The organism is Paenibacillus sp. 2KB_22, assembly GCF_052115745.1.
GTDB lineage: Bacteria > Bacillota > Bacilli > Paenibacillales > Paenibacillaceae > Paenibacillus.
On record NZ_JBFRHG010000002.1, the window covers coordinates 1,618,022 to 1,635,103 of the forward strand.

The following is a 17,082-nucleotide window of genomic DNA, read 5'->3' on the forward strand; positions in this document are numbered from 1 at the left end:
TCTAATTACATGTACAGCAATCAAAGAACCTTTCTATATGCCACCCCGTGAACATGAATTAACAAATGCTCCGCTTCCAAACGTTCGAAGAAATCCAACATGTCCTTAAACGGATTCTCGAAATACGAAGTCAAGTATGCAAGCTCAGGTGTTGTTTTGATGAAATTGTAAAAAAAGTAGGGGTCCATGTTGCCCACATCCTCTGGACTACCAAGGAAAACCTCCAATGTCTGCCCTGTTTCCGTATTCTTGAACATACAGTGCTCGCCATGAACATCAAAATACCAGTTTCCCGTTAATTCTTCTTCTCCATGGATTACATCCGCATTGGACAGCAGATGGTACGCCCCTGCGAGAATTGCCGTTCGATCAGGCTGATCGGTTTCCAATATCAGTTGGTCGATCAATTGCCGCGCAATTTTTTGGTACATATCCATTGCCATTAATAATTTTTCGTTGATTTCCTGTGTTATCGATTTTATCATTTCAGATCCTTTGTCCTTTCCAATGAAGATGAACTGCTAGACCTTGCGGTTAGCAAAGAGAAGATAACGTATCCAAAAAGTTGAACCGTAAATACAATGGCGACAAACTTAACCATTATGCTGTTCGCTGCATTAAAATCATTCACAAGATCCACAAAGATCTTCCCCGGTCGGGATAATATATCCCACGAATTCCACCGATTAAATCTGCCAATGTAGACCCCTATACTGCTCAATAGCAAAATAACACCGACAACCATCATACTAATGTACTTATTTATTAATTGGTTTAACATTCCGTGGATTTGAATAATCGAACAAGTCGAGAGCAGCAATCCGATGATCGCTACGGCAAACGTCAGGGTGAGTCCATACCAAAAATCAATATTAACCCAAAATCTAACCTCCCCTTGAGCATCAAAATATCTGAATGAGTGCAGAATCTCTGTAAAAAGGTAGGCCGCATTGGGCAGAAAAAAGAGCCATACTGCACACATCAACCACATACATATAACGCTTGTTGTGGTTGATTTCTTATTGAATATGTATCTAATACAGGATGAGATAATGAATGGTACCCACGCCAGAAACATATCCCAACTTAAAAAGCGATACATATTCGTATCTGTTTGGGCCCGTAAATACATCACAACACCTAAACAACAACAAGTAGCCACGAACAAGGTAACGATGAGTCGGAGATCTTGCACCGGATGTTTGTTATCTTTCATTTCTTTGCTTCTACTTCCTTTTCCTTATGAATGTTATAAGTTATAAATACTTTTTAAATGCCTTGCTGGATTCTCCGTTGTACCCCAATTTCGTATAAAAATGATGTGCTTCGTTTCTGGATGATCCACTGGTAAGAAACACCTTCACACAACTTTTCTGTACACATACGTCTTCCACATATTTCATCAATTCAGAACCATATCCCTTGCTCTGCACATGTTCCGTAATAATAACCCGCTCAACGACGCCGAAGGGTCTATTTTCCACCAAAGCATCCAGACAAATATGTAAATGAGCCGTGCCGATCACCTGATCACCCAGTTCATAAACGAACAAGAAACTGTTTGGATTATTCCGAACCTCTTCAATCCGTTCTGCCAGTACCTTTGTGTTTAAGTTATTAGGCAATAATTCTGTGTACAACCTTTCAATCACCGATGCATCCCTAGCCTCTGCCTCTCTAATCATCAGAGCTTGCCCTCCCTGTTACCTCACTTGATAACTTAAAATGATATCACCGTTGTCCTCGAGTTCACCCGTGTCCTGAAATCCGCACCGCTTATACAGCGCATTTGCCGCAATGTTATGCGGAACATGAGATACCCTGATTTGCTGGCAATCACTTCTCTCTTGCAACATACGAATCACTTCTTGAATAGCAAGTTTGCCGTAACCCTTCCCCTGGTACTTCTCGTCAACCATGAAGCGCAGAATCCAGTAATACCCGTCATTGTAGATCTCATTATCAAATAAAATAAACCCGACCATCTGATTTTCTGCAAAAATACCGTATGGCTTGGACGTAATTTCCTTCGTTGCATGAATCAATGAATCCGCATTGCTTGCGACCAACTCCAGCTGATCTTCCCGTGGTTTAAGGCGGATGCACTCAAGTTCATTTTCTTTGGTTATGGGTTGTAGGGTTACTTGCTCTATATCCACAATCATCTCTCCTTGCAGCTTATTTACTATATTTTCTTGATCAATATAATCTCCAAAGGTTGTGTATCCAGCAAGAGAGCCCCTGCGTCAACATACCCCAGCTTCCGATAGAAGTGTTGGGCATGTTCGTCTGATTGCGTTGAAGTCATCACGGTATCGAAGCCTTGTTGCTTCATTAGACTTTCCCAGTGATGCACTACTTTTTTGCCATATCCGCCGTTTCGATAGGGTTCATCTATCCAGATCATATTCATGAAGGGAAGGTTGTCCCAAAAGTAACCGTACCTCATCCATCCAACTCTTGATCCCTCGTCCTCGTCCCATAGGATGAATATTTCTTTCTCATTGATCTTCGTTTTCACAAGTGCATGATGGATATGCCGATCTCTATCCATGATATAGTCGTAGTCAGCTTCCGTTGCATATTCAATCTTCATTCGTATTGCTCCCTTCAATAACTACGTCCATCATAACCCAAAATGTGGCAGTTGCGAACAGTTCCTTCCTCTTTTTTTCCATGCCAAAAAACCACGGTTCCCCGTGGCTGTACCCGCTCTATTTTTCTCAATCCGATGTCGATCCGCTCACCAATTGCCCCTTGTACCATACAGCCTGCCGCGCCGATCGCCGCGCAACGGCTTCCGCCGAACAACTTGCATGCACCAATACAAAGCTCGCTGTGTCTCCCACCTTCGGCCACACCTGTTCTCCTTCTGAATCCAGCGGTGTGATCCCCCCTGTTACGAATGCCAGAGATTGAGACAAGGACAGTTCGTCGCTATATCCATACAGTTCCGCGAAACGTCCCGCTTTCTCAAGCAGATCTCCATTGCCAAAAGGAGACCAATGATCCGTCAGGCTGTCTGTGGCCAGCTTCACGTTCACGCCCATACGTTGGAGCATGGGAAGAGGCATCATCGTTCTGCCAATGGGCACCGTGGAAGCGATGCTCATCCCGAGCGAAGCCATTCGCTGCGCCATATCTTTCGCTTCCTGCTGTTCTGCACGGGCGAACCAGAACGCATGACTCACGGTAACTTTGCCCTGAAGCCCTGCTGCTTCGGTCAGATTGACGAGTTCCAGCAGCGTTTGTTTGCCGGCCTGCCCTCCATCATGCAGATGTATGTCAATGCCCGCCTGGTGCTGAACAGCCAGTTCAACCATGGCATTCAGTGATTTCTCGATGTCTTCGTCCACGGTATGGGGATCGAGCCCACCCACATGCGTTGCACCTTCCTGCATCGCTTTTCCCATTAGCTCCACTGAATTCGAGCGAAGTAGTCCATGCTGCGGGAAAGCCACGATTTCCGAAGAGATTTTCCCTGAAAATGATTCCAGAGCCTTCCGCGTCGCTTCCAGTCTGTTCAACCCACTGACAGGTTCAATATTGCAATGACTACGTACATGAGTGGAGCCGTATCCCTGGATCAAGGTCAGAATACGCTCCGCTTGACGCTTTGCATCTGGTAGCAGCTTGGGCAACAGAACCTTCTCTTCTTCAATGCGATCGAAAATACTGGATATCCGTTTAACCGCTGTCCATGGTCCATCGTAGTAGGTTTTATCCAGATGAATGTGTGCCTCCTCGAACGAAGGCAGCAATAAAAGTCCCTTGCCATCTACTTGTGGCAGATCGTTAGACAGTGGGTTGTTTCCTTCCACAATCGCCGCAATCCGTCCATCTTCAATCTGCAGATGAGCGGGGCTTGTCCGTGTGCCTGTCACTTGCTCCTCTTCCCGAACATATCCCCGCTCCATAGTCACGTTTGTTAACCAATAAGCCTGCTTCATCATATCATCCCTCTTTTCTTACCCGGCATTACGTCCCCCGGATACCGATTGATCTATGATCCATGGTACCATACCGTTTCATCGGGCAAAAATACGTAAAACGTTGGTGTTCCATATGCGGAACGTTTGTATTACTCTACCTTAATACATGCGAAAAAACAGGCACAATACGTGCCTGCCCTGTCCAATCACTTTAATCTTCTAGATTACGCCAAGCTACTAAAAATGAAACCGTGCATGCCCTCCATCGGTCACGCCTTCAATCTGTTCGATATCCAGCAGTCTGCGCTTCATCTCCAACCCTCCACGGAACCCGGTCAGCTTGCGATTAGCCCCAATAATACGGTGGCAGGGTAATAGAACCGGAATCGGATTGGCCCCATTTGCAGCACCAACTGCTCGTACAGCCGAAGGTCTTCCAATCGCAGTGGCAATGTCACCATAGGTCCGAATTTCACCGTAGGGGACGCGGCCCAGTTCTCTCCATACCTCCTGCTGGAAGTTCGTTCCAATCAAGTCCAGTGGAATTTCATTGGTATAAGCCATCGGTTTCCCTGCAAAATAGGACTGCAACCAGTCCATCATGCCTGTTCGTTTCAGCGCATGCTCATTCTCTTCCAGTTCCACGCCAGGTGCAACTTTCTGTATCCAGCCGCTCCAGTCTTCCAGTGTTTCGTTAGGCATGACCACTCGGCACAATCCTTGTTCCGTAGCGATTAGCACCCATGGTCGACCGTCCAACTGCATCGTAGTGTACATCAACTTTTTTCTCATCCGTTTATTGTCCTCTCTCCGGTGGAATGCTTCATGCTAGGACTAGGAGATGACCTGCTTCTTCACCTTACGTTTCATACTGCGGATCATCTGCTTGCTCTCCGGATCAACCCGATACGATTCCGTGATTTTCTGAAGTGCCTTATTATACGTGAAGTCGTCCAGCGTATTATGTTTCAGATAACGCAGAGTCACCTCAGGTTGTTTCACATAAGCCATGGAGATCGCCCACGCAACCGCCATTTTCACATAATACGCTTCGTGTCGAATCCGATCCAATGCGATTAGAACCCGATCAATATATTTCTCATCCAGATAAAAATTCAACAGCATGACCACGCCAAACCGAATTTCATATTCCTGATCTGATCTCAGATACGGCTGCAAGAATGCCCACATCGGCTCCGAATGCACCTTCGTATATTTCAATCCCGCACAGAAGCTGTCGCACACCGACCAGTTATCGATCTTGGGTACAAATGCTTCAATGGCCTTCAGCAGTTCGTCCAGATCGGCCTGGACATGTCCAATGACCATGGCTTGCAGCATCACTTCTTCAAAGTATTCATCCGCTGCCGTGTCCAGATACGTGCGCCAATCCCCGGCGGCGATCTGTTTGGCAATCTTTCGTAAGGCTGGCAATCTTACACCTAACACATTTGTGATGTTGGGAATAAGCGCAGCCGAGAATTTCTGATACTCCGGCTCAGCCAGACTGAGCAATTGTGTTCTTATATTTTCTGCTTCCACCCGCACACGTCCTCCTCGTCTGTTGCTATATAACAAGTATATCCTTGCAGCGCCTGTTTGTAAGCCCATATCGAATGTTTGAGCAAGATTACAATATCATTTTGGCTACTCTCTTTTCCCTCCATTTGTTTAACCGCCAACCCATTTCGTTTAAAAATATGAAGCTGATCGTTTAGAAAGGAGTGTCGATATGAACGGATCTCATACCAAGAAAGATTTCTCCGTGGAGGAGATCACCGAACAACTCGTGCAACATGTGCAATCCCGGAACCTTCCCGATTTCTATAAATTGGTGAAAGAACTGCATCCCTACGACCTCTCACTCGTATATAAAAAGTTTCCTGAAGAAGAAACCAATCGGTTTCTGCTCCTGTTCAAACCCGATGCTCTGGCGGATCTCGCCGAGACCCTGAAGCTGCACGAACAGATCCAACTGTTTGAACGGCTCGGGCCGGAACGAACGCTTGAAGTCATGCAGCAGATGGACAAAAGTGATCTGATCCGGTTCATGCACGATTTGCCTGCCAAACGCAGAGAAGAATTGCTGTCCACCATGAATCTGGACCACTCTGCCATTATCCGGTCCCTGCTTAATTATCCGCCGGAGACGGCTGGACGCATCATGACAGACCGATATCGGACCTTGCTCGCCCATGAGACAGCCAAGGAAGCCTTGCGACAATCGCAAGGCACCATGCATATCTCCGCCTCCAGTTACCTCTATGTGACCGATAATGAAGGTAAACTGGTCGGTGTCGTGAGTTATCGATCCCTTGCCTTGGCTGACGACAAGACCCAGGTTGAAGAACTGATGACCCGGCGGGTGATCCACGCAACGGTCGATATGGACCAGGAAGAAGCAGCACAGCTTCTGCAACGCTATGAGTTTATGGCGCTTCCAGTGGTAGATGAGAATCACAGGTTATGCGGGATTATCCAAATGGATGATGTCATCGATATTATTATGGATGAAGCCAGTGAAGATTTGGCCAAGATGGGGGGTGGCGGTAAAGATATCGACTTTGATACCAAACCACTCGTTGCCGTGAGACGCAGACTCCCCTGGCTCATTCTGCTTCTGCTGATTGGTTTAATCTCGGGAAGCATCGTGGATTTCTTCGAGGACACACTGAATCAGGTTGTCGCATTGGCATTCTTTATGCCGATGATCGCGGGTATGACCGGTAATACAGGAACACAATCTCTGGCTGTCGTGGTACGAGGACTAATCGGACGCAAACTCGACAAGGCCACCGTACTCGCACTGATTGGTCGGGAAATCAAAGTGGGCATCATGATTGGATTGGTCTGTGGATTACTGATCACCGTCATTGCTTATTTCTGGCAAGGGGATTGGCTGCTCGGCGCCATTATTGGGGTTTCTCTATTCTTCACTCTGGTGATTGGTACACTGACCGGCACATGTATTCCGCTTCTGCTTAGTCGTTTCAAGGTTGACCCTGCTGTCGCTTCTGGTCCGTTAATCACCACATTGAATGATATCTTGTCCCTGTTTATCTATTTTGGAATCGCCACACGTTTCCTCGATGCCTTGATGTAAATAAGTGGTGCATACAGCAAAACAGACCTGATCCTGAGATCAAGGTCTGTTTTTTCATTTTGTCCAGTGTTACGCCGATCTTTTATTTTTATTATAGATATCAAACGCCACAGCGAGCAGCAGTACCAATCCCTTAATTCCCTGCTGCCAGTCAATGCCGAGACCAATCAAGGACATCCCGTTATTCAGCACACCCATAACTAAACCACCAATGATGGCACCAAATACAGTACCTATGCCCCCTGCTGCGGAAGCACCCCCGATGAAGCAGGCCGCAATGGCATCCAGCTCAAAGTTGGTACCCGCCCTTGGCGTAGCGGCATTCAGACGTGCGGCGAAGATCAACCCGGATACCGCGGCAAGCGTACCCATATTCACGAAAACCCAGAAGGTTACTTTTTTTGTTTTGACTCCGGACAGTCCCGCGGCCTTCTCATTACCTCCAAGCGCATACACATGCCGTCCCATAACGGTACGGTTCATTACGAAGGAGTATACGATGATCAGGACAAACAGCAGGACCAGAATATTCGGAATCCCCGCGTAACTCGCGAGTACAAATGTAAACAGATTGGTCACGGCAGCCACCACAATCAATTTGAGCAGAAATAGTCCCTGTGACACAACCTCGAAGCCATATTTTCGCTGGGAACGGCGTTCACGCAGTTCATTGACAATGTACCAGACGGTGAGTACAAGACCTACAATAATGGATACCAGACCGAAGCCTGAGAAGTGAATGTCCGGCAGGAAACCCGAGCTTATTTTCTGGAATCCACCCGGAAAAGGAGAGATCGACTGTCCCTCCAGCACAATCATCGTCAAACCGCGGAACAGAAGCATCCCTGCCAGCGTCACGATAAATGCCGGAATTCGTACATATGCGATCCAGAAGCCTTGCCATGCCCCGATCAAAGCGCCCACCAGCAAGGATGCGATGACCGCAAGCCAGGCCGGAAGCTGCCAATCTACCATCATAATTGCGGCAACAGCACCGACAAAGGCTGCAATGGAACCAACAGACAAGTCAATATGTCCGGTAATGATGACCAGCACCATTCCGATCGCCAGCACCAAAATGTAGCTGTTCTGCAAGATCAGATTCGTTATATTAATCGGCTTGAGTAATAATCCACCCGTGAGTACCTCGAACAAAAGCATAATTACAACCAAGGCAATAATCATGCCATATTGACGAATATTATTTTTAAACAGTTTAGTTATCATTTCCATGCTTGCCGCCTCCAGACTTGGTCATATATCTCATCAATGTTTCCTGCGATGCTTGCTCCCGGCTGACTTCACCGGTGATTCGTCCGGCATTCATTACGTAGATCCGGTCACACAGGCCAAGAACCTCCGGAAGCTCGGATGAGATTACCAGTACGCCCTTGCCTTCCGCAGCAAGCCGATGAATGATGGTATAGATTTCGAATTTCGCTCCCACATCAATCCCACGTGTAGGTTCATCCAGAATAAGAATATCCGGTCCCGCAAAAATCCATTTGCTGAGCACCACTTTTTGCTGGTTGCCACCACTCAAATTACCGGTCTTCTGCAAAATACTTGGGGCTTTGATGTTCATGCTTTTCTTCATCTCTTCCGCTACCAGCACTTCTTCGCGCTCGTTCACTACCGCGTTTCGCGTCAACTTGCTGAGACCCGTCAGTGAAATATTGCGCTTGATGTCATCCATCAGAATGAGTCCGTATTCCTTGCGGTCTTCTGTCACATAAGCAAACCCGTTCTGGATGGCCTCCGTGACGGTATTGTTCTGGATCGGCTTACCATTCTTGATAAGCTGTCCCGTAATATTCCGGCCATAAGATTTGCCAAAGATACTCATGGCCAGCTCGGTACGCCCAGCCCCCATCAGCCCGGCAATCCCGACAATCTCACCACGTCGGATATTCATATGGATCTGATCCAGTACTTTTCGCTCGGCATGATGTTCGTGATATACCGTCCAGTCCTTCACCTCAAGGATAATTTCACCTATGGTGGCATGACGCTCCGGGTAACGACTGGTGAGATCACGTCCTACCATCCCGCTAATAATCCGGTCCTCCGTCACTTTCTCCTTCTTCATATCCAACGTCTCAATCGTCTTGCCGTCCCGTAAAATGGTCACGGAATCAGACACCTTGGATACCTCATTCAACTTGTGCGAGATCAGGATACAGGCGATGCCCTGCTTCTTGAATTCCAGCATCAATTGCAGCAGATTCTCACTATCGTCCTCGTTCAGCGCAGCGGTTGGCTCATCCAGGATGAGCAGCCGTACCTTTTTAGATAGCGCTTTCGCAATTTCGACCAGTTGCTGTTTGCCTACCCCAATACTGGATACGAGTGTATTCGGATTTTCGCTCAGCCCCACCTTCGAGAGCAGCTCCCGTGTACCCACAAATGTCTCTTTCCAGTCCACAATGCCTCTGTGGGCCCGTTCATTGCCCAGATATATATTTTCCGCAATCGAAAGGTAGGGAATCAGGGCCAACTCCTGATGTATAATGACAATTCCCAGATCCTCGCTCTGCTTGATATCCTTGAACTCACATTTCTTGCCCTGAAATAAAATGTCGCCTTCATACGTGCCATGTGGATATACTCCACTCAACACCTTCATCAACGTAGATTTACCTGCACCATTTTCACCACATATCGAATGAATTTCGCCTTCACGGACTTTCAGATTGACATTTTCCAGCGCTTTAACGCCAGGAAAGGTCTTGGTGATGTTTTTCATTTCCAGAATGATTCCGGCCATGGGATGTGCTCCTTTCATTTATTATTTCAGTCCGATTTCTTCCTTCGTGTAATACTGGGTACCCACGATATCCTGTTCCACATTGGTACGATCCACGGAGATAGGATCTAGGAGATACGCTGGAACAATCTTAATTCCGTTGTTATATGATTTTTCATCATTAACTTCCGCCTGTTTCCCTTGCAAAATACTATTGGCCATCTCCACCGTCTTCTCGGCTAGCTTCCGCGTATCCTTGAACACGGTCTGCGTCTGTTCCCCGGCCACAATCGACTTGATCGAGGCAAGTTCGGCATCCTGTCCTGTAATAACAGGCAGTGGCTTGTTCGAAGTACCGTAACCGATCCCTTTCAAAGATGAGATGATACCAATACTGATTCCATCATAAGGAGATAACACGGCATCCAGATGATCACCTGAGTAATAGGCACTCAGCAGGTTATCCATCCGTGACTGGGCCAGTGCACCGTCCCAGCGCAAGGTCGCAATCTGAGACATCGTCATCTGCTTGCTGCGTACAACCAGTTTGCCGGATTCAATGTACGGCTTAAGCACAGACATCGCGCCGTCGAAGAAGAAATAGGCATTATTATCATCTGGGGAGCCGCCAAACAACTCAATGTTATACGGTCCTTTTCCATCCTTGAGTCCAAGCTTTTGTTCGATGTAGGAGGCTTGAAGCACACCCACCTTAAAATTGTCGAACGTAGCATAATAGGTCAAATAAGGCGTATTGCGAATGAGCCGGTCATACGAGATCACTTGGATCCCTTCATCATGCGCCTTCTTGATTACATCTGTCAGTGTGTTGCCATCCACAGACGCGATGACCATCACATCCACACCTTTGGTGATCATGTTTTCAATCTGTGAAATCTGATTCTCGACTACATCCTCAGCATACTGGAGATCGGTTTTGTACCCCTGCTCCTGGAAGAGACGGACCATATTCTCCCCATCTCCCACCCATCGCTCTGATGATTTGGTCGGCATCGATATACCGACATATCCCTTTTCCTTGCTGCCTGGACCACTCTCTGCCAGATTGCAGGCCGAGAGCATCAGAGTCATCACCAGAAGCCAGATGAGCATTGCTCCTTTTTTCATATGAAGTTCCCCTTTCCTCACGTCATACGGTTCTAAATGAGTTATAAGATAACGCTTACAATACATGTAGTCATCCTGTTCCTTGCTGTTCCTGTCTGAAACCAATGGTAGCATTGCAGGAGCCCCAAGGTCTTTGCACGTTTTGAACCTTTTTTATAAAAATTTAACTTTTGATGGAACTTTCAGTTGTAAGCCTGGTCCATAAAGAATCAGTTTAGGATTAAAAAAAGGACATGCTCCGCTTCGCTTCACACGAAGTAGAACACATCCATCTCATGTACCACATGGCTGAATGAACAACTGTACAACCATAATCAATTCGCCGAAGGACGATAAGCTGTTCCTCCGTTCTTTCGATACTGTACTGGCGAAATACCCATTGTTTTTTTGAACGCGGTGCTGAAATAATGCTGGGTGTCATAACCTACACGCTCGGCTATGGTGTGCATCGGCAATGTTGTGGAGTCCAACAGCTGTATGGCTTTGCGAATGCGAGCATGCGTGACAAGCGTGACGAAAGAATCATTCAGCTCTTTCTTCAGCACACGACTAAGATATACGGCAGATACTTGCAGGCGGGAAGCGAGCGATTCCAACGTTAGTTCCCGCTCAGCATACTCTTCTTGAATTAGTTGTTTTGCCCGGCGAACCAGAGGGGACAACTGCACTTCTTCGTATACCTGTTCACGGCAATGACGGTACGTATCCGGCGTTTCTTCCAGTGTCCCTGCATGTATCTCCAGATGAGCATGAATGGCAATATTCAGGCATGAACTGATCTGCTGTTCCAGAAGGGACTCTATTTCTTCGGGAGCTTCTTGCCACAGACATATGCCAATCAACCCGCTTACGTCCCGAAACAGAACATGTGGCAGGTCTGCCAGCAGTTCACTGATTATATTTTCCACTGCAAACAGAAACAACTGACGATCATTCTCTCTCAGTATCGTCTGACGTGCTTCAGCGGCAGGCCACCGCACAATCCCTATCTGCACAGGTGGAACTGCGGGCAGACGCAAAAACTCAAGCTGTTCCGTCAGAACCTTCCCTGCAGCCTGCCCTTCCAGCCACTCCAGCATAAATCGCTGGCGAAGCAGCGGGATATTACGTTCAATCTGATGGGCTGCCTGTTGTACATAGACCGTCCTCTGGTGCTCTTCCGTAAGTCGCTGATGTAATCGCTCAAGCGCAGCATGTAATTGTTCTGCTTGTACAGGCTTTAAGATGTAATCCTCTACGCCAAGACGAACCGCCTCCTGCGCATATGCAAATTCATCATGTCCCGAAATGATAAGGTAACGACAGCCTGGACACTTCTGCTGAAGGGCACGAATGAGTTCGATTCCGTTCAGAAATGGCATATTCATATCAACGAGAACAATATCTACATCCAAGTCATCTGCCCGTTCCAGCGCTTCCTCGCCATCTTCCGCTTCACCTACAACCTCCATCCCGAGCGTTGTCCAGTCAATGGCATCCCGAATCCCCTCCCGAATAATCGGTTCATCATCAGCAATGAGCACGCGATACTTCTTCGCGACGTGGCTATCCGACGTAATCTCCATTACCGTGTTCGATGCAGATGTCTCGTCCGTTTCAGCGAAAGTCATCGCTATCGGTTTTATGAATTTTCCCATTCACTCTCCTGCCTCTCTTTGATATTGATTTGCTGGATTGGTGGCAGCTCTCGCATCAACGGATGAATGATGGTCACACTCGTCCCTTGACCCTCTTCGCTCTCCAGCACAATACCGTACTCATCGCCAAAGGACAGCCGGAGACGGGCTTGCACGTTCAACATCCCATAACTTTTGCCTGTGATCCCAGGCGAAGACGCTTCCAGACTTGCCAAAGGAGCTTCGAGCAGATGCAACATTTCGGCAAGCCTTTCGTTGGACATCCCTGCTCCATCATCCTGAACGGTCAGCAGCAGTCTGCTATGTTCCGATCTGGCCTCCACCCGAATGTGTCCCGGCCCACGCCTGCCCTTGATTCCATGATAAATTGCATTCTCTATCAGGGGTTGAAGCAGCAGCTTTAACACAAAAAGGTCCCGCAGTTCCTCTGGAATATTCAATGTATACTGAAGACGATCGCGGTATCGTGTCTGCTGAATTTGCAGATAACTGGTCATATGCTCAAGCTCGGAGTGCAGCGGAATGTAATCCTGTCCTTTACTAAGCCCGATCCGAAATAATCGAGATAGCGCGCCAACCATGCCGGATACATCGTCTGCACCCTCTTTGCGTGCCATCCAATGAATTGTATCCAGGGTATTGTACAAAAAGTGTGGTTTGATATGCTCCTGCAAACTTCGCATTTCAGCATCTCGCTTCTGCCGTTCTCGCAATTCATTCAGCGATATCAGTTCTCGAATCTGTGCCAGCATTCGGTTATAGCTGTTGCCAAGCATACCAATCTCATCCGCCCGATCGCTCCACCGGCCTGGTCTGAGATTACCGGTCTCCGCCCTGCGCATATAGGACATGAGCCGGAAGATCGGCTGGGCAATGGAACGCGAGAACCATAAAGAGGCGCTCAGTCCGAATAAACACACCACAAATACAAAGCTAACCACGTAAAACTGGATTTGGCGTACTTCGGATATCGAGTCTCTTGTGGGAAATACCCCTACCGTTCTCCACCCCGTAAAGGTGGACGACTGATACATGAATAATAACGCTCCACCCTTGGTTTCGGCGGTAAACGTGCCACTCTCCCCGGAGGGGAACCAATCTGCGGGAATGTGTTCGATTAACGGATGCTCCGGCTTGTATACACTTTGACCCTGCGCATCCGTCACCATCACATAACCAGATTTACCCAAGGTTACATTGCGAGCAGCCTGAGAGACGGACCTTAGTTTAAGATCAATCATAATAACACCTCGCACACGCCCTGACGCTTCATCCGTGATGGAACGCGCAACCGATACAATCTCATCATCCTTATACCGTACATGTGTCGTGATATTACGCTCTTTGGGCTGACCCAATACCATGAATATGCCCGGATTGGCTGCGGCTTCTTGGTACCAATTTTCCTGGATCAGGCTCTGCTCTGCTCGGGGATACATCTCGTTGCTAATATAGTCACCACTTCCATTGACGAGAACAATTCCGGCTATTTCAGGATACAACGTTGTGAACCCCTGTAAGGTTTGCTTGATACCATATAACCGATTTTGCTCCGTTTCGGCAATTGTGCCCATGTTCATCGGTTCACTGTCTGCATCATCATCATTCAACGGCATTTTATCGTCCATAAAAGCAGCAATATCCGGGTCAAATGCAATCAAATAGGTCATGTTCTGCAAATTCTCCATTTTGCTGTTCAACGCTTCATTCACTTTGCCAATCAGCTGCATGGTATGCCCTTCAACCTGTCGTTCAACAACCCGCTCCACCGTCCAGTTCACAAGCAACCCGAGTCCTACGGAAGGTACAATGGCAAATAGCAGAAAAAGCAGCATCAGCTGGTAGCGAAGGGGCATATTACGCAAGCGTAAACGCCGAATTCCATTCCTGAAGGTTGAACGGATCGCTCTCCTGCTCCAAGGCCTTGGACCCTTAACATCCCCCATGTTATTTGGCATAGTAATCATCCACATCGGAGCGTGTCACCACAGAGATTCCTGTATCTACCATCACCGGAAGCGGTGCATTCTCACCGGATGAGGAAGGGGCAGGAACCGTTAATTGGTGATGCAGATGGAACAAATATTGGAGTGACCAATACCCCATATTCCAGGTTCCCTGTGCAATCGTAGCTGAGATTGTACCATTCTTGATCATGTCCAATGTATCCTTATTGGTATCAAACGAAATAATCTGCAATGGATGTCTGTCCCCCGAAGTCTGAACGGCTTCTCCCACTCCTGCTCCTCCGGTAGCTTCAGTCACAAAAATTCCTGCCAGATCCGAATGTTCCTTCATCATTCTCAGGGTTTCGTCTCTGGATACCATCGCATCACCGTGTCCGTCTGCAACTTCAACGACCTGCATGGAAGGATATCTCGCCTTGATTGTATCGCGGAAGCCCTTTGTGCGCTCTTCATGATTTTGTTGCCCTGGCAGGGTTACAACTGCAACCTTCCCTTCACGACCCAGCAGTTCAGCCATTTTATCGGCAGCCATTACACCCGACTTGTAATTATCTGTCCCAAGAAAAGAATAGGCCTGGCTATCAGGTGCATCCGCGTCAAATAATACAACAGGGATGTCTGCGTCGATTGCCTTGTTAATCGCTGGAACTAGCGATTGCGGATCGATCGCAGATATGGCAATGCCTGCGGGTTTGCGAGCGATGGCCTGCTCGATCACCATCGTCTGCTCCTTCGCATCATACCGGGTAGCTCCGCGATATTCTACGGTCACACCAAGCGCATCCGCGGCATCCTCGAAGCCTTTAAGCGGGCTCTTCCAATACTCCAGCCCGGACTGGAATGTAATCATGATATACGTCTCTCCGATATCACCGCGCAGCCCCCGGTCCTCCCATGAACTGTTAACCTGACTGGTATATTCGAATCTCAACACATACAGCGCAAATGCCGAGATTAGCAAAATATAGACTAGCAGCATTTTCTTCATTACGTTCACTTCCTCAAGTGGTCTGATCATCTTATGCTCCGTTTAAATTGTAAACGCAATCATAAAAAAAGAAAACTACTCCTTATCTTTTAAACGGAGCCCTGCTGCTATCCGTGTACCTGCTGCAATAATGTACTATATGGTTTTTCCCACTGGACGTATGATCATGGAACTAGACTACAACCAGAGGAGCGCTTCGTCATGAATATTGCATCTTTTTTAATCTATTGCATCGTCGTTACCTTTACCCCCGGGCCTAGCAATATCGTCATTCTATCGTCCACTCAGAAGGTAGGCGCGCGAAAAACGATGAACTATGTGTGGGGAGCTACGCTGGCATTTGGTCTGCTGCTTACCGCATCAGCTTTCCTTAATCATCTTCTTGCCGACGTGTTGCCCGGAATTCTGAAGGTGATGCAGATTGTCGGCGGCATCTATATGGTATATCTGGCGTATCAGATCTACAAGATGGGTACCACTGAGGATGCACCGAAACAAGTTACCGGATTTGGGAACGGTTTTATCATGCAATTTGTCAATCCCAAGGTGGTCTTGTTTACCTTCACAGTCCTTCCAAGCTATGTATTTCCCTTTTACCAAAGCTCATTTTCATCGTTCCTGTTCGTATTGCTCATTACCTTCATTGGTTTTCTGGCCTACTCCAGTTGGGTTGTGTTTGGCACGGTTTTCAGAACGTTGCTGAATCGCCACCAAAAATTACTGAGTATTCTCATGGCCCTTTTTTTGTTATACTCAGCCATTATAGTATCCGGATTGATCTAAAGCTTGGGAGGTGTGCTGCATGGAACGGTTCAACTATAAAAAGTCACAAGACGTGCTGGCACTATCCGCCAGCTTTACTGATTTTGCATACAAAAAACATTGCCACGAAGAGTACGCGGTTGGCGTAACCCTGCGTGGCATTCAACAATACAACCTGGACGGACGATATCAGGCATCTCACCAAAATGGTGTCATGTTGTTCAATCGTGAGCAGTCCCATGATGGTAGCTCCTATGATAGAGAAGGCATTGATTACGTGATGCTGTATCTGAAGCCGGATTTAGTAGAGGAGATTATAGGCAAAAAGGAATTGCGTTTTGGAAGTCCCATCGTCTATGATCCCGAGCTTGCGCGGAAGATCCTGCTGCTGAACGATGCCGTTCAGCACAGACAGGACGAAGCCGAGTGCAGCGAACGGGTCTTCGATCTGGTTCACCTTCTGGCTCAGAAGGAGATGCATCCCAAGCTCTGGGTGCCTCAGGACAGCCTGGTTCGAAAAGCTAAGGAAATGATGTTTTGCAGCACCGAAGATGTGCTCAAGCTGGACAACCTGAGCGCCGAATTTGGCATGTCCAAGTTTCAATTTATCCGTGAATTCAAGTCACAAGCAGGTATTTCCCCCTACCAGTTTTTCTTAAACTGCAAGGTGGAGCGTGCCCGTCAATCCATCGAAATGCAGAAGGACGTCTACGCTGCTGTTGCCGATTGCGGATTCGTTGATCTGACCCATCTGAACCGGCATTTCAAACGGGTCTTTGGTGTCACAGCTTATGAATACATGTTGCAATTGAATTAGAT

At 47.5% G+C, this 17,082-nt stretch carries 17 protein-coding genes; 3 read left to right on the top strand and 14 right to left on the bottom strand.

Annotated features, from left to right (window positions below; all coding sequences use genetic code 11):
- Positions 1 to 20: 20 nt before the first annotated feature.
- From AB4111_RS18245 to AB4111_RS18280, 8 genes are all read right to left on the bottom strand, one after another.
- Positions 21 to 485 (bottom strand): DUF6896 domain-containing protein, encoded by a 465-nt coding sequence (locus tag AB4111_RS18245; protein WP_442032660.1) that lies wholly within the window; start codon positions 483 to 485, stop codon positions 21 to 23.
- Positions 482 to 1,216, bottom strand: a complete 735-nt coding sequence (locus AB4111_RS18250; protein WP_442032661.1) for a DUF1361 domain-containing protein — start codon at positions 1,214 to 1,216, stop codon at positions 482 to 484. Before AB4111_RS18250 ends, AB4111_RS18245 begins: the two co-directional genes overlap by 4 nt.
- Positions 1,217 to 1,256: 40 nt before the next feature.
- A complete protein-coding gene (locus AB4111_RS18255) occupies positions 1,257 to 1,685 on the bottom strand; it encodes a GNAT family N-acetyltransferase (protein WP_442032662.1) in 429 nt (142 codons plus the stop codon).
- 18 nt (positions 1,686 to 1,703) lie between these two features.
- Complete coding sequence (locus AB4111_RS18260) at positions 1,704 to 2,159, bottom strand: GNAT family N-acetyltransferase (RefSeq protein ID WP_442032663.1); 456 nt, start codon at positions 2,157 to 2,159, stop codon at positions 1,704 to 1,706.
- A 26-nt stretch (positions 2,160 to 2,185) separates the two neighbouring features.
- Positions 2,186 to 2,596, bottom strand: a complete 411-nt coding sequence (locus AB4111_RS18265) for a GNAT family N-acetyltransferase (protein WP_442032664.1) — start codon at positions 2,594 to 2,596, stop codon at positions 2,186 to 2,188.
- A 127-nt stretch (positions 2,597 to 2,723) separates the two neighbouring features.
- Positions 2,724 to 3,950, bottom strand: a complete 1,227-nt coding sequence (locus tag AB4111_RS18270; RefSeq protein ID WP_442032792.1) for an amidohydrolase — start codon at positions 3,948 to 3,950, stop codon at positions 2,724 to 2,726.
- A gap of 219 nt (positions 3,951 to 4,169) precedes the next feature.
- Positions 4,170 to 4,724, bottom strand: a complete 555-nt coding sequence (locus AB4111_RS18275; protein ID WP_442032665.1) for a methylated-DNA--[protein]-cysteine S-methyltransferase — start codon at positions 4,722 to 4,724, stop codon at positions 4,170 to 4,172.
- Between the two features lie 42 nt (positions 4,725 to 4,766).
- The gene (locus tag AB4111_RS18280; RefSeq protein ID WP_442032666.1) at positions 4,767 to 5,474 is read right to left on the bottom strand and encodes a DNA alkylation repair protein; all 708 of its coding nucleotides are present in this window, start codon (positions 5,472 to 5,474) and stop codon (positions 4,767 to 4,769) included.
- Between the two features lie 190 nt (positions 5,475 to 5,664).
- On the opposite strand from AB4111_RS18280, the gene mgtE reads away from it, so the two are divergent.
- A complete protein-coding gene (gene mgtE, locus AB4111_RS18285; protein ID WP_442032667.1) occupies positions 5,665 to 7,035 on the top strand; it encodes a magnesium transporter in 1,371 nt (456 codons plus the stop codon).
- Positions 7,036 to 7,104: 69 nt separating this feature from the next.
- Here the strand turns inward: mgtE and mmsB are convergent, their stop codons facing one another.
- The 6 genes from mmsB to AB4111_RS18315 form a co-directional block, all read right to left on the bottom strand.
- The gene (gene mmsB, locus AB4111_RS18290; protein WP_442032668.1) at positions 7,105 to 8,268 is read right to left on the bottom strand and encodes a multiple monosaccharide ABC transporter permease; all 1,164 of its coding nucleotides are present in this window, start codon (positions 8,266 to 8,268) and stop codon (positions 7,105 to 7,107) included.
- Positions 8,252 to 9,802 carry a multiple monosaccharide ABC transporter ATP-binding protein gene (gene mmsA, locus AB4111_RS18295; RefSeq protein ID WP_442032669.1) on the bottom strand — a complete coding sequence of 517 codons (1,551 nt, stop codon included), beginning with the start codon at positions 9,800 to 9,802 and terminating at the stop codon, positions 8,252 to 8,254. Before mmsA ends, mmsB begins: the two co-directional genes overlap by 17 nt.
- A 21-nt stretch (positions 9,803 to 9,823) precedes the next feature.
- Positions 9,824 to 10,909, bottom strand: a complete 1,086-nt coding sequence (chvE, locus tag AB4111_RS18300) for a multiple monosaccharide ABC transporter substrate-binding protein (protein WP_301290116.1) — start codon at positions 10,907 to 10,909, stop codon at positions 9,824 to 9,826.
- 314 nt (positions 10,910 to 11,223) lie between these two features.
- Positions 11,224 to 12,546 (bottom strand): response regulator transcription factor, encoded by a 1,323-nt coding sequence (locus tag AB4111_RS18305; protein ID WP_442032670.1) that lies wholly within the window; start codon positions 12,544 to 12,546, stop codon positions 11,224 to 11,226.
- Entirely contained in the window at positions 12,531 to 14,402 is a 1,872-nt protein-coding gene (locus AB4111_RS18310) for a cache domain-containing sensor histidine kinase (protein WP_442032793.1), read from the bottom strand. The genes AB4111_RS18305 and AB4111_RS18310 overlap by 16 nt, the downstream gene beginning before the upstream one ends.
- A gap of 91 nt (positions 14,403 to 14,493) precedes the next feature.
- Positions 14,494 to 15,501, bottom strand: coding sequence for a substrate-binding domain-containing protein (locus AB4111_RS18315; RefSeq protein WP_442032794.1), 1,008 nt, complete (start codon positions 15,499 to 15,501; stop codon positions 14,494 to 14,496).
- Between the two features lie 201 nt (positions 15,502 to 15,702).
- Here AB4111_RS18315 and AB4111_RS18320 point away from each other — a divergent pair, with 201 nt between their 5' ends.
- Both AB4111_RS18320 and AB4111_RS18325 read left to right on the top strand, forming a co-directional pair.
- Positions 15,703 to 16,284 carry a LysE family translocator gene (locus tag AB4111_RS18320; RefSeq protein ID WP_442032671.1) on the top strand — a complete coding sequence of 194 codons (582 nt, stop codon included), beginning with the start codon at positions 15,703 to 15,705 and terminating at the stop codon, positions 16,282 to 16,284.
- A gap of 19 nt (positions 16,285 to 16,303) precedes the next feature.
- Positions 16,304 to 17,080: an AraC family transcriptional regulator gene (locus AB4111_RS18325; protein WP_442032672.1), complete on the top strand. Its 777-nt coding sequence runs from the start codon at positions 16,304 to 16,306 to the stop codon at positions 17,078 to 17,080.
- Positions 17,081 to 17,082: the final 2 nt, after the last annotated feature.